Source organism: Catenuloplanes sp. NPDC051500, from assembly GCF_044454585.1.
Classification (GTDB): Bacteria; Actinomycetota; Actinomycetes; order Mycobacteriales; family Micromonosporaceae; genus Catenuloplanes.
In genome coordinates, this window is sequence record NZ_JBITDX010000015.1 from 48,737 (window position 1) to 61,846 (window position 13,110).

Consider the following 13,110-nt stretch of genomic DNA (forward strand, 5'->3'; position numbering starts at 1 on the left):
GTCCCGCGCGCCGCGTGGTGCGCTGACATCTGACTCAACGACACCTCTGAACAGGGGTTACGGAAGCTGTCATGCGATTTTCGACGGCTTTGTCCGACCAGCACCTTTACTGCTTTCTTTTCCCGGCGGTCACGGTGTCACCGCCCGCCCCAGGAACATCCGCCGCGTCCCCCGGGACCGGAATGTGCAGTACCGCACACCATGTACCCGCATGGCGGCACGGAGTGTCCAGGTCGCTAGGGTGACGGGAAAGGCACCATTTCTCATCACCGGATGAGCGGTGCACATCCACGCTGGCAGCGGCGCCGGGGTGCCGCGGAGTGAATCGGGACGCGCAAGTGGACCTGTACGAGTACCAGGGGCGCGAGCTATTCGAGCGGCACGGTCTGCCCGTGCTGAGCGGTGGCGTCGCCACAACCCCCGAGGAGGCCCGCGCGATCGCCGACCGTCTCGGCGGCCGGGTCGTCGTCAAGGCGCAGGTGAAGGTCGGTGGCCGCGGTAAGGCCGGTGGCGTCAAGCTGGCCGAGGGCACCGAAGAGGCCGTCGCGCGCGCCACGGACATCCTCGGGATGGACATCAAGGGTCACACGGTGCACAAGGTCATGCTGACCGTCACCGCTGACATCGCCGACGAGTACTACCTCTCCTACCTGCTCGACCGGGCGAACCGCACGTTCCTGTGCATCGCCAGCGTCGCCGGCGGCGTGGAGATCGAGACGGTCGCCGACACCGACCCGGACAAGGTCGCCAAGATCGCGATCGACGCGATCCAGGGCGTGGACGAGGCGAAGGCGCGCGAGATCGCCGCCGCCGCCAAGTTCCCGGCCGAGGTCGCCGAGCAGATCGTCGACATCGCGCAGAAGCTGTGGGTGGCCTTCATCAAGGAGGACGCCACGCTTGTCGAGGTCAACCCGCTGGCCAAGACGCCGGAGGGCAAGGTCCTCTGCCTCGACGCCAAGGTGACGCTCGACGAGAACGCGCACTTCCGCCACCAGGACCAGGAGGGTTTCGTCGACGCCGCGTCGATCGACCCGCTTGAGCAGGCGGCGAAGGAGAAGAACCTCAACTACGTCAAGCTCGACGGTTCCGTCGGCATCATCGGCAACGGCGCGGGCCTGGTCATGTCCACGCTCGACGTCGTCGCGTACGCCGGTGAGAACCACGGCGGCGTGAAGCCTGCCAACTTCCTCGACATCGGCGGCGGCGCGAGCGCCCAGGTGATGGCGAACGGTCTGGAGATCGTCCTCTCCGACCCGGCCGTCAAGTCGGTGTTCGTGAACGTCTTCGGCGGCATCACCGCCTGCGACGCGGTCGCCAACGGCATCCTCCAGGCGCTGCAGCTGCTCGCCGACAAGGGTGAGCAGGTCACCAAGCCGCTCGTCGTCCGCCTGGACGGCAACAACGCGGAGGCCGGCCGCGAGATCCTCGACTCGGCCGCGAACCCGCTCGTCGAGCGGGTCGACACCATGGACGGTGCGGCCGCGCGCGCCGCCGAGCTCGCTGCTGTGGGGAACTGACAATGGCTATCTGGCTGACCAAGGACTCCAAGGTCATCGTTCAGGGCATCACCGGCTCTGAGGGCACCAAGCACACCAAGCGCATGCTTGCCGCGGGTACGAACGTGGTCGGCGGCACCAACCCGAAGAAGGCCGGCCAGAAGCTGGACTTCAACGGGACCGAGCTGCCCGTGTTCGGCACGGTCAAGGACGCGATCGCGGAGACCGGCGCGGACGTCACGGTCATCTTCGTGCCGCCGGCGTTCTCCAAGGCCGCTGTCGTCGAGGCCATCGACGCCGCCATCGGCCTGGCCATCGTGATCACCGAGGGCATCCCAGTGCACGACAGCGCCGCGTTCTGGGCGCACAACCTGGCGTCCGGCAACAAGACCCGGATCGTCGGGCCGAACTGCCCCGGCATCGCGTCGCCCGGCCAGTCGAACGCCGGCATCATCCCCGGCGACATCACCGGCGCCGGCCGGATCGGCCTGGTCTCCAAGAGCGGCACGCTTACCTACCAGCTCATGTACGAGCTGCGGGACATCGGCTTCTCGACCGCTGTCGGCATCGGCGGTGACCCGATCATCGGCACCACGCACATCGACGCGCTCGCCGCGTTCCAGGACGACCCGGACACCGACGCGATCGTCATGATCGGTGAGATCGGTGGCGACGCCGAGGAGCGTGCCGCCGACTTCATCAAGGCGAACGTGACCAAGCCGGTCGTCGGCTACATCGCGGGCTTCACCGCCCCGGTCGGCAAGACCATGGGTCACGCCGGCGCGATCATCTCCGGCTCGGCCGGCACCGCGGACGCGAAGAAGGTCGCGCTCGAAGCGGCCGGCGTCAAGGTCGGCAAGACGCCGAGCGAGACCGCGCGCCTGATGCGCGAGATCATGAGCTGACAGCGTTCTGATCACATCCCCCGTCGAGTGAGGACACTCGGCGGGGGTTTTCCTTAGCCAGACCGTGGCTGACGTGGAAAAGTAGGCACCGATGCCGAGCACCCCGGACCGTCCGGCCGCAGGCGCCCGGTCAGACGACGCGCTGACCGACGCCGAGGCCGCCTATCTGGCTGCCCGCGACACGGTCCAGATCGACGCGTCCGAGGGGCGGGACCTGCGCACCCGCGACACCGTCCGGCTCCCGCTGCAACGCGCCCGCGCCCAGGCCAGGGCCGGCCGGGCGCCGCTCGCGGTCGCGGCCACGGTCGCGGTCGGCTGGGCGTTCCTGGTGTCCTACCTGCCGGTCACGCTGGTCATGTGGCTCGCGCAGGTCGTCGAGGGCTCCGGCTCGATCGGCGGCGCCGCGATCATCGGGCTCGGCGCCTGGCTGCTCGGGCACGGCGTACACCTGGAGACCTCGATCGGCCCGGTCGGCCTCGCGCCGCTCGGCCTCGCGGTGCTTGTCGCCTGGCGGCTGGCCCGGGCCGGTGTGCACGTCTCCCGTGCGATCGGCGCCCGCGACGACGGCACGCTCACGCAGGCGTTCTCCGTCGCCGGCGGAATCGGGCTCGGCTGGGGCGGGCTCGGTCTGCTCGCCGCGCTGCTTGTCGGCGCGGGCGGCGGACCCGAGGTCAATGCGCTGGGCGCGCTCGGCACGCTCTTCGCCTTCGGCACTGTCACGTCGCTGACCGGCGCGCTGCGCACCACAGGGGCCCTCGGTGAGCTGGCGTCCCGCATGCCCCGGTTCCTGCGCGACGGGATCCGTACCGGCGTGGTCGGTGGCCTGTTGATCCTGGCCGCCGGCGCGGGGAGCACCGGGCTCGCGGTAGCACTCAACGGCGGCGACGCCAGCGAGCTGATCGGCGCCTACCGCACCGGCGTGGGCGGCCAGGCCGGGATCACGCTTGTCAGCCTCGCCTACGCGCCGAACGCGGCGATCTGGGCGGTCGGCTACCTGCTCGGGCCCGGGTTCTCGCTCGGCACCCACACCACAGTGCAGATAACGCAGGTGAGCGTGGGGGCGCTCCCGGCCGTACCGCTGCTGGCCGCTCTTCCGTCCGGGCCCCTCGGTGGCGTCGGCGCGCTGCTCCCGTCGGTCCCGCTGGTGGCCGCGATGCTTGCCGGCTGGCTACTGCACAGGCGTCTGCGCCGGGCCGGCCGTGACCCGTCCCGGCCCCCGCGCGTCGTGCCGTGGCGCCGTCTCACCGCGGCCGCCGCCACCTCTGGCCCGGTCGCCGGCCTGGTGCTGTTCGCGGCCGCGTTCGCCTCCGGCGGCTCGCTCGGCGGCGGGCGCCTCTCCGAACTCGGCACGTCAGCGTGGCAGGTCGGCCTGATCGGCGCCGGCGTGGTCAGCGTGGGCGCGCTTGCCGGAGCGGCCGCAGCCCGCATGTTCGTCGCCGGAACAAAAACCCACAAACCCCGCGTGGGTACGCCGCCGGCGAGCTGATTCTCTCGTTGTCCCGCCCATGAGACTGTTTGGTCTCACCTGTGAGACCCGACGTCCGGGCCGCTCCGGCGCCCTCGGTAGGGTGCTGGGGTGAATCTCCCCGCGCGACTGGTGGTGTTGATCTCCGGTTCGGGCAGCAACCTCAAGGCGCTGCTCGACGCGACCGCCGACCCCGCCTACGGCGCGACAGTGGTGGCCGTCGGCGCGGACCGGGACGGCATCGCCGGCCTGGACATCGCGGCCGACGCCGGCGTGCCCACGTTCGTCGACCGGGTGAAGGACTTCGGCACCCGCGCCGAGTGGGACGCGTCGCTTACCGCGCACGTCGCCGAGCACAAGCCCGACCTGATCATCTCCGCCGGTTTCCTCAAACTTGTCAACACGGAGTTCCTGACCGCGTTCGGCGATCGCTACCTCAACACCCACAACGCGCTGCTGCCCGCGTTCCCCGGCATCCACGGGCCGCGCGACGCGCTGGAATACGGCGTGAAGGTCTCCGGCGCCACGCTGTTCTTCGTGGACGCGGGCGTGGACACCGGGCCGATCGTGGCGCAGACAGTCGTACCGGTGCTCGACGGCGACACCGAGGACGACCTCACCGAGCGCATCAAGGAAGCCGAACGCCGCCAGCTCGTCGAGCAGGTCGGGCGCCTGGTCCGCGAAGGCTGGACCATCACGGGAAGAAAGGTCACCATCCCATGACACTCACCCCTGGCGAGGCCGCCGTCGTGACGGCCGCGGTGTCCGCCACCGGTGCCGAAGGCGCCGTCACCTCGGGCGATGCCGTGGTCGCGGGCGACGCGCTGGCCACCGCGGACGCGGACCACCGCCGGCCGCTGCGCCGCGCGCTGGTAAGCGTCTACGACAAGACCGGCCTGGCCGAGCTGGCCGCCGCACTTCACGCGGCCGGCGTCGAGATCGTCTCCACCGGTTCGACCGCGTCGACGATCGCCGCCACCGGCGTGCCGGTCACCCGGGTCGAAGAGCTGACCGGCTTCCCCGAGTGCCTGGACGGGCGGGTCAAGACGCTGCACCCCAAGGTGCACGCGGGCCTGCTCGCCGACACCCGGCTCGAGTCGCACCGCACGCAGCTGGCCGACCTCGGCATCGCCGGGTTCGACCTGCTCGTCTCCAACCTGTACCCGTTCCAGGAGACTGTCGCGTCCGGGGCCGGGGTCGAGGAGACCATCGAGCAGATCGACATCGGCGGGCCGGCAATGGTCCGCGCTGCGGCGAAGAACCACGCGTCGCTGGCCGTGGTGACCGACCCCCGGGCGTACCCCCTGGTGGAGACGGCCCTGACCGAGGGCGGCTTCACGCTTCAGCAGCGCCGGGCGCTCGCGGCCCGCGCGTTCGCGGACATCGCCGAGTACGACACGGCCGTCGCCGAGTGGGTCGCGCAGGAGCTGAACCCGTCCGAGGCGTGGTGGCCGGAGTTCGCCGGGCTCGCGCTGCGCCGCACCGCAGTGCTCCGCTACGGCGAGAACCCGCACCAGCGCGCCGCGCTGTTCGCGGACCCGGCCGCACCCGCAGGCCTCGCGCAGGCCGAGCAGCTGCACGGCAAGGAGATGTCCTACAACAACTACGTCGACGCGGACGCGGCCTGGCGCTCCGCAAACGACATGGCCGACGCCGCCGTCTCGATCATCAAGCACGCGAACCCGTGCGGCATCGCGGTCTCGTTCGCGGGCGACGTCGCGGAGGCGCACCGCAAGGCGCACGCCTGCGACCCGGTCTCCGCCTACGGCGGCGTCATCGCGGTCAACCGGCCGGTCACGGTCGAGCTGGCCCGGCAGGTGGCGGAGATCTTCACCGAGGTGATCGTCGCCCCCGGCTACGAGGACGGCGCCGTCGAGGTGCTGCAGGCCAAGAAGAACCTGCGCATCCTGGTCGCACCGGCCTGGGCGCCGGCAACTGTCGAGTTCCGCCAGGTCAGCGGCGGCATCCTGGCCCAGACCCGGGACGGCATCGACGCGGCCGGCGACGCCCCGTCCGCGTGGCGCCTGGTCGCCGGCGAGGCCGCGTCCGCTGAGCTGCTTGAAGAGCTCGCGTTCGCCTGGCGCGCGGTCCGCGCCGTCAAGAGCAACGCGATCCTGCTCGCCGCGGACGGTGCCACCGTCGGCGTCGGCATGGGCCAGGTCAACCGCGTCGACTCGGCCCGCCTCGCGGTGTCCCGCGCGGGCGACGCCCGGGCCCGGGGCGCGGTTGCCGCGTCCGACGCGTTCTTCCCGTTCGCGGACGGCCTGGAGGTGCTTACCGAGGCGGGCATCCGCGCGGTGGTCCAGCCCGGCGGCTCGGTCCGCGACGAAGAGGTCATCGCGGCCGCGCAGAAGGCCGGCATCACGATGTACTTCACCGGCGCCCGGCACTTCTTCCACTGATCTCACCCGCTCGGTGACAGGCGTTGCCGCCGTTCCAGAGGCGGTGTCGCGTGCGCCCGGTCGTTACGGGCCGTGGCTTCGGCCACGGCCCGTCTCACATCGTCGACGATCTTCCGCGGCCGTATGAACACGTCATCCGCCGTGAACCGCAACGCGGCCCATCCCGCCGCTTGCAGCCGGTTGAACCGCACCACGTCCTTCCGGAACGTGGCCCGCTCCCGGTGGTGATCCCCCTCGTACTCCAGTGCGACCCTGGACTCCGGATACGCCAGATCAACCCAGCCGACGAACGTCCCGTCGGCGGCTCTGACCTCGTACTGCGCGATCGGCCGAGGCAGCCCGCCCGCCACGATCACCAGCCGCAGCCTCGTCTCCATCGGCGACGCCGCCCCCGGCTCCGCGCCACGCAGCACCTCCCCCAACCGGGCCACCCCCGGCCAGCCCGGCCGGCCGTTCGCCACACCGGCGATCTCCGCGACCGTCACCAGACGCCGGTTCAACATCGCATCGACCGCGATGCTCGCCTCGATGCGGTCCGCCCCACGCCCCAGGTCGAAGGCGGTGCGTGCCGGCGTCGTCAGCCGCAACTCCGCGAACCGCTCCACGTCGTGCCGGTTCAGGTCCGCCCGAACCACGGTCAGCCGGGTTTGAGCGCGGACGCGATGTCCGGCCGGCACGACGACTGTCACCGGGCTGTCCGGCGCCAGGAGGTCGACGCCCCAGAGGTACGCCGCGCTGAGCCCGCCGATCGCGGAGCCCGGCGGGGCCGCGAGCAACGCCGCGCGACACCACATGCGGTGATCAGCCGGTCGGTACGACGCGGCATCTATGTAGACCCCCTGGTAGAGGCGCTGCCAGGCGGGACCGTTGAGCTGCGCCGACGTGACGAGACCCGCTCCGACCGCGTCCCGCCGACGAAACGGCACACCCCTGAAGCCGCAGGGGCACGAAAAATCGGGACACGCCGCCCAGCCTCCCGCACAATCCCCCTCCCCACCGCCCCCCTCAGCCCAAACGGTCCCTGCACAGCCCGCCCGCCATCCCCCGCCACCCCGCCGCCCGCCCGCGCTGCCCTTCCCGGCTGCGCTGCCCTTCCCGGCTGCGCTGCCCTTCCCGGCTGCGCTGCCCTTCCCGGCTGCGCTGCCCTTCCCGGCTGCGCTGCCCTTCCCGGCTGCGCGCCCGCGTGGCCCTTCCCGGCTGCTTGGCCGCGTTGCCCAGCCTGGCTGCCCACCCGCGTTGCCTGGCCCGGCTGCCCACCCGCGTTGCGACCCAGATGCCTGGTCGCGTTGTCGGCGCTGGCTGCGGGCCTGCGTTGCCGTCCTAGCTGCCTGGTCGCGTTGTCGGTTCTGGCTGCCGCCCGCGTTGCCGTCCCGGCTGCCCGGCCTGCGTTTTGGCCAGGTGCACGCCGTCGCCGTCCAGGCGCCGCGCCCGTTCCGGGTGCCCGGCCGCGTTACCCGCCCCGTTGCCCAGCCCAGCCCGCCCCGCCGGCCTCGGTGTCTCGCCCCGTCACGCCCGCCTGCTGCTGCTGAGTGATCAATCAGTGGAGCGAAATGTAGATCAATAATCGGAGTTGACCTATATTTCGCTCCACTGATTGATCACTCAGCGAGGAAGCGTCCCGCAGCGCTGGTCATAAGACGAAATTTCGGGCGAGAGCGCCCGGCTGAATTCCGGCGGCGGTCGGTATGCGGGGTGGCGCCAGCATTCCGGCGGTGGCCGGCAGCATTCCGCCGGTGGCTAGCGACCGGTGGCAGGGGCGGCGGCAGCATTCCGCCGGTGATCGGTGGCCGGTGGCCGGTGGCCGGTGGCCGGTGGCTGGTGGCTGGTGGTGGGTCGGGGTGGGCGGCGGGTGGGGTGGGGTGGCGAGTGGCGGGGGTGGCGAGTGGCGGGGTGGTTATGGGGGGGGGTGGGGGGGGAGGGTGGTGAGGGTGGAGAAGGCGGTGCCGGTCGGGCGGTAGCCGAGGTGGGTGTTGACGGCCAGCATCGCGGCGTTCGCGGCATCGTTGGAGGTGTAGGCGATGGTGATGCCGGAGGCGGCGGCGCGGGCCAGCGCCTCGGACTTCGCCAGCCGGGCCAGGCCCAGGCCGCGGTGGGCCGGGAGCGTGGCGGTCATGTCGGACCAGGCGCGGTCGCCGTCACGGAGTAGTAGCGAGAAGGACACCACCTCGCCGGACGGCCCCAGCACCGCCATGCTGATCGCGCGGTCGAGGCCCGGGTCGTCCCACACGTCGTAGCGCCACGTCTCGTAGGAGACCGCGTCCGGTGCGACGTCGCCGGGTTCGTCGGCCGCGCCGGCCGCCTCGGCCGCGTAGAGCGCGGTGGCTGGCAGCGCGGAGATCGGCGTGAGCGTGTATCCCGCGGGCACCGGTGGCGGGTCAACCTGGAGGCCGGTCAGGTCGAGTTCCGAGTATCGGGCCTCGCGGCTGGGGGTGTATCCGCGCGCGGTGGCGAACGACAGCCCGTCCGGCAGTACGAATGCCCGGACCCGCCGTACGCCGATCGCGCGCAGGTGGTTCTCGGCCGCGCGGAGCAGCCCGGCGCCGTGGCCCCGGCGCCGATGGGCGGGGTCGACGTGGAGCAGTGAGATCTCGCCGGCCGCCGGGTCGGAGGTGGCGGTGTTGCGCCGGGCAGTCACGAAGCCCACCACGTCCGAGGTAGGGGACAGCGCCGTGAAGGCCGCGAGGTCGGCGCCGGGAGGCGGCGACTCCAGCTGACGCCGGGTCGCCGCCTCTCCTCGTACCAGATGGGGGTAGGTCTTCAGTCGTAATGCGACCAGGGCGGCCGCGTCATCGGGGTGGGCCGGGCGGATGGTCATGGACGATGACTGTAGACGTCACCGCACCGGGTGCCGCAGCTCCGCGAAGTGGCAGGCGGCCGGGTGTGGGTCGGCCTGGCGCAGGGTGAGCGGCGGTTCCTGGGTGGCGCAGATGTCCTGGGCCTTCCAGCAGCGGGTACGGAAGTGGCAGCCGGACGGCGGGTTGGCCGGGGAGGGTACGTCGCCGTCCAGCCGGATGATCTCGCGGTTGTCCCGGGCCCGGGGGTCGGGGACCGGTACGGCGGAGAGCAGCGCCTGCGTGTACGGGTGCGTCGGCCGCTCGTAGATCTCCGTCTCCGTGCCCACCTCGACGATCTTGCCGAGGTACATGACCGCCACCCGGTCCGCGATGTGCCGGACCACTGACAGGTCGTGCGCGATGAAGATGTAGCTGAGCCCGAATTCGTCCTGCAGCCCTTCCAGCAGGTTGATCACCTGGGCCTGGATTGACACGTCGAGCGCGGACACCGGTTCGTCGCAGACGATGACCTGCGGGCGGAGCGCGAGCGCGCGGGCGATGCCGATGCGCTGACGCTGGCCGCCGGAGAACTGGTGCGGGTACCTGTTGACGTGTTCCGGGTTCAGGCCGACGACCTCGAGCAGCTCCTGGACTTTGCGGCGGCGTTCACCGCGGGGCGCCGCGTCCGGGTGGATCTCGAACGGTTCGCCGATGATGTCGCCGACGGTCATGCGCGGGTTGAGCGAGGTGTACGGGTCCTGCATAACCATCTGCACGTTGCGGCGCAGGCGGCGGAGTTCGGCGCCGCCGAGCGAGAAGATGTCCCGCCCTTCGAGCAGTGCCTTGCCGCGGGTCGGCGTCTCCAGCCGCATGAGCAGCCGGGCGAGCGTGGACTTGCCGCAGCCGGATTCGCCGACCACGCCGAGCGTCTCGCCGCGGCGCAGCTGGAAGCTGACGCCGTCGACGGCCTGCACGGCGCCGACCTTGCGCTTGAAGACCACGCCCTGGCTGATCGGGAAGTGCTTGACCAGGTTCTGCACGTCGAGGAGCACTTCGCCGTGCCGCGGGTGGTGCTGGGTGACCGAGGACGCGAAGCCCCGGGCGGCGGGATTAGTTGCCACTGGTGACGACCTCCTGGGCGAAGTGGCAGGCGCTGTAGCGCGGCCCGAGCACGTGCTTCGCCGGTACGACCTCACGGCAGACCGGCTGGACGTACGGGCAGCGGGGGTGGAACGGGCAGCCCGGCGGGATGTTCGTCAGGTTCGGCGGCAGGCCCTTGATCGTCGTGAGCTGCTGTCCGCGCTGGTCGAGGCGGGGGATGGAGGCCAGCAGCCCCTTGGTGTACGGGTGGGCCGGTGCCTCGTAGATGTCGAAGACCGGCGCCTCCTCGATGATCCGGCCCGCGTACATGACAGCGATCCGGTCCGCCACGTCCGCGACCACGCCGAGGTCGTGGGTGATCAGGATCAGGCCCATGTTGAGGTCGCGGCGCAGGTCGCCGAGCAGGTCCATGATCTGGGCCTGCACTGTGACGTCGAGCGCGGTGGTGGGCTCGTCCGCGATCAGCACCTTCGGGTCCTGCGCCAGCGCCATGGCGATCATGACGCGTTGCCGCATGCCGCCGGAGAACTGGTGCGGGTAGTCCCCGACACGCTCGCGCGAGGCAGGGATCTTGACGAGGTCCATCAGCTCGACGGCCCGCTTGCGCGCCTCGGCCCGGGACTTGCCTTCGCGTTTGCGGAGCACCTCGCCGATCTGCCAGCCGACCGGGAAGACCGGGTTCAGTGCGGAGAGCGCGTCCTGGAAGATCATGGCGATCTCCTTGCCGCGCACCTCCCGCCGCTTGTCCTCGCTGAGTTTCAGCAGGTCGACGCCGTTGTAGAGGACCTGGCCGGACGGAATCGCCGCGGGCGGCGTCTCCAGGATGCCCATGATCGCCTGGGCGGTGACGGACTTGCCGGACCCGGACTCGCCGAGCACCGCGAGCGTCTCACCGGGATCCAGGTGGTACGAGACGCCGTTGATCACCTTGGCGACGCCGTCCCGGCTGCGGAACTCGACGAAGAGGTCCTTGACCTCGAGGAGGTGATGTTTCACAGGGACAGTCATCGGGTCACCGCAGCTTCGGGTCGAAGGCGTCGCGGATGGCGTCGCCGAGCATGATGAACGCCAGCACGGTCATCGCCAAAAACATCGACGGCGCGACCAGCGGCGGAGCGGACTCGCGATAATGCTTCGACGCGGTGGAGATGTCGATGCCCCACGAGATCGCGTTGCCCTTCAGGCCGATGCCCAGGAACGACAGCGTCGCCTCGGTCGCGATGAACTGCCCAAGCGCGATGGTGAGCACCACAATGAACGGCGCGATCGCGTTCGGCAGAATGTGCCGGAACATGATCCGCATGTTGTTCGCGCCGAGCATCCGCGCGGCCGCGACGTAGTCCTGGCTCTTGGCCGAGATCACGGACGACCGCATGACACGGGCGGCAGTGGTCCAGCCGAGGATGCCGAGCACGACCACCACGGCCATCAGGCCGGACGAGCCGCCGGTGTCACCGTTGGCGAGGCGTTTGCCGAGCACGATCGCGGCGAGCAGCAGTGGGATGCCGAGCACGATGTCGGTGATCCGGGACAGGATCGCGTCCAGCCATCCGCCGAAGAACCCGGAGGTTAGGCCGAAGATCAGCCCGATGGCCGAGGCCAGCGCCGTGGACAGCACGCCCACCCAGATCGACGCGCGGGCGCCGTAGACGGTCCGGGCGTAGATGTCGCAGCCCTGGAAGTCGAACCCGAACAGCGCCCAGCCGGTGCCCCCGGCGTGCTGACGCGACAGCGAGCAGTCGCCCGGGTCGTTGGGGGTGAACAGCGACGGGAACGCGGCCATCAGGATGACGATCAGCGCGATCGCGGACGCGAACCAGAACACCCAGTTACGCCGCAGATCCCGCCAGGCATCCTGGCCCAGGCTGCGGGACCGCTCCACCGACGGGATCTCGGTGGCGGCCATGGCCTGCATGTCACTCATAACGGATCCTCGGGTCCAGGACCGCGTAGAGCAGGTCGACGATCAGGTTGGCCAGGATGAAGACGATCACCAGGACACTCACGAAGCCGACCACGAGCGGGCCGTCCTCCGTGGTGATGCCCCGGAACAGTGCGGAGCCGACGCCCGGGACGTTGAAGACGCCCTCGGTGATGATCGCGCCGGCCATCAGGCTGCCGAGATCCACGCCGATGTAGGTCACGACCGGGATCAGTGAGTTGCGCAGCACGTGCACACCGATCACCCGGTTCCGGGTCAAACCCTTGGCCTTCGCGGTACGCACGTAGTCCGCCCGAAGGTTCTCCACCACCGACGTCCGCGTCAGCCGGGAGTAGGTGGCAAGCGAGCCGGCACCAAGCACGATCGCCGGGAGCATCAGCGCGTAGAACGACGGGCTGGAACCCGCGGTCGGTGGGAACAGGCTCAGCTGTACGCCGAGGAACAGCTGCAGGACCGGTGCGAGGACCACGATCGGGATCGAGATCAGCACCAGCGTGATCACAAGCGTGATGTTGTCGAAGATGCCGGCCCGGCGGATGCCCGCCACCACGCCGGCCACGACGCCGATGAGCGCGGCGAACACCACGGCCATGACGGCCAGCTGGGCGGTCACCGGCCAGGCCCGGTCCAGCAGGTCGGCGACCGGGCGGCCGGTCAGCGAGATGCCGAAGTCGCCCTGGAACAGGCCGCGCATGTAGTAGCCGTACTGGACGATGAACGGCTCGTTGAGGTGGTAGCGCTCGGTGAGCGCCTGGCGGACGTTGTCCGAAATCGGCCGCTCGCCGGCGAGCGCCTGCAGCGGGTCGTTCTGGTTGGCGAACATGAGCGCGTAGACCACGAACGTGGCACCGAAGAACGTGAGCACGCCTTGGAGCAGGCGTCGCACGATGTAGCGAATCACGCGAGGAAACCCCCAGGAGAGGGCGACGCGTCCCCTGGGTCAGGGGGAGGACACGCGCCTAGAGACAAAGGTGTGGCGGCGTCACCGGCCTGTTGGACCGGTGACGCCGCCACCGTCACGCCCA

At 70.6% G+C, this 13,110-nt stretch carries 11 protein-coding genes; 5 read left to right on the forward strand and 6 right to left on the reverse strand.

Features of this window, described 5'->3' with window-relative positions; all coding sequences use genetic code 11:
* Nucleotides 1-338 precede the first annotated feature (338 nt).
* The 5 genes from sucC (at nucleotide 339) to purH (ending at nucleotide 6,268) form a co-directional block, all read left to right on the forward strand.
* A complete protein-coding gene (gene sucC, locus ACIA8K_RS27075; protein ID WP_396064033.1) occupies nucleotides 339-1,517 on the forward strand; it encodes an ADP-forming succinate--CoA ligase subunit beta in 1,179 nt (392 codons plus the stop codon).
* 2 nt (nucleotides 1,518-1,519) lie between these two features.
* Nucleotides 1,520-2,401 (forward strand): succinate--CoA ligase subunit alpha, encoded by an 882-nt coding sequence (gene sucD / locus ACIA8K_RS27080; protein WP_396064035.1) that lies wholly within the window; start codon nucleotides 1,520-1,522, stop codon nucleotides 2,399-2,401.
* A gap of 91 nt (nucleotides 2,402-2,492) precedes the next feature.
* Nucleotides 2,493-3,887 carry a DUF6350 family protein gene (locus ACIA8K_RS27085; RefSeq protein WP_396064037.1) on the forward strand — a complete coding sequence of 465 codons (1,395 nt, stop codon included), beginning with the start codon at nucleotides 2,493-2,495 and terminating at the stop codon, nucleotides 3,885-3,887.
* 90 nt (nucleotides 3,888-3,977) lie between these two features.
* Entirely contained in the window at nucleotides 3,978-4,589 is a 612-nt protein-coding gene (gene purN, locus ACIA8K_RS27090) for a phosphoribosylglycinamide formyltransferase (RefSeq protein ID WP_396064039.1), read from the forward strand.
* A complete protein-coding gene (gene purH / locus ACIA8K_RS27095) occupies nucleotides 4,586-6,268 on the forward strand; it encodes a bifunctional phosphoribosylaminoimidazolecarboxamide formyltransferase/IMP cyclohydrolase (protein WP_396064041.1) in 1,683 nt (560 codons plus the stop codon). The genes purN and purH overlap by 4 nt, the downstream gene beginning before the upstream one ends.
* Nucleotides 6,269-6,270: 2 nt before the next feature.
* On the opposite strand, the gene ACIA8K_RS27100 is transcribed toward purH, so the two are convergent.
* The 6 genes from ACIA8K_RS27100 to ACIA8K_RS27125 form a co-directional block, all read right to left on the reverse strand.
* Nucleotides 6,271-7,062 (reverse strand): DUF559 domain-containing protein, encoded by a 792-nt coding sequence (locus tag ACIA8K_RS27100; protein ID WP_396064044.1) that lies wholly within the window; start codon nucleotides 7,060-7,062, stop codon nucleotides 6,271-6,273.
* Between the two features lie 1,100 nt (nucleotides 7,063-8,162).
* Nucleotides 8,163-9,083 (reverse strand): GNAT family N-acetyltransferase, encoded by a 921-nt coding sequence (locus ACIA8K_RS27105; RefSeq protein WP_396064046.1) that lies wholly within the window; start codon nucleotides 9,081-9,083, stop codon nucleotides 8,163-8,165.
* Nucleotides 9,084-9,101: 18 nt separating this feature from the next.
* Complete coding sequence (locus ACIA8K_RS27110; protein WP_396064312.1) at nucleotides 9,102-10,094, reverse strand: ABC transporter ATP-binding protein; 993 nt, start codon at nucleotides 10,092-10,094, stop codon at nucleotides 9,102-9,104.
* A gap of 58 nt (nucleotides 10,095-10,152) precedes the next feature.
* A complete protein-coding gene (locus ACIA8K_RS27115) occupies nucleotides 10,153-11,151 on the reverse strand; it encodes an ABC transporter ATP-binding protein (RefSeq protein ID WP_396064048.1) in 999 nt (332 codons plus the stop codon).
* A 4-nt stretch (nucleotides 11,152-11,155) separates the two neighbouring features.
* Entirely contained in the window at nucleotides 11,156-12,067 is a 912-nt protein-coding gene (locus ACIA8K_RS27120; RefSeq protein ID WP_396064050.1) for an ABC transporter permease, read from the reverse strand.
* A complete protein-coding gene (locus tag ACIA8K_RS27125; RefSeq protein WP_396064052.1) occupies nucleotides 12,060-12,986 on the reverse strand; it encodes an ABC transporter permease in 927 nt (308 codons plus the stop codon). Before ACIA8K_RS27125 ends, ACIA8K_RS27120 begins: the two co-directional genes overlap by 8 nt.
* Nucleotides 12,987-13,110: the final 124 nt, after the last annotated feature.

Coding starts and splice junctions, on each gene's coding strand:
- ACIA8K_RS27115 (WP_396064048.1), bottom strand. CDS start 11,151: ATGACTGTCCCTGTGAAACATCACCTCCTCGAGGTCAAGGACCTCTTC.
- sucD (WP_396064035.1), top strand. CDS start 1,520: ATGGCTATCTGGCTGACCAAGGACTCCAAGGTCATCGTTCAGGGCATC.
- ACIA8K_RS27105 (WP_396064046.1), bottom strand. CDS start 9,083: ATGACCATCCGCCCGGCCCACCCCGATGACGCGGCCGCCCTGGTCGCA.
- ACIA8K_RS27120 (WP_396064050.1), bottom strand. CDS start 12,067: ATGAGTGACATGCAGGCCATGGCCGCCACCGAGATCCCGTCGGTGGAG.
- ACIA8K_RS27100 (WP_396064044.1), bottom strand. CDS start 7,062: ATGTGGTGTCGCGCGGCGTTGCTCGCGGCCCCGCCGGGCTCCGCGATC.
- ACIA8K_RS27085 (WP_396064037.1), top strand. CDS start 2,493: ATGCCGAGCACCCCGGACCGTCCGGCCGCAGGCGCCCGGTCAGACGAC.
- purH (WP_396064041.1), top strand. CDS start 4,586: ATGACACTCACCCCTGGCGAGGCCGCCGTCGTGACGGCCGCGGTGTCC.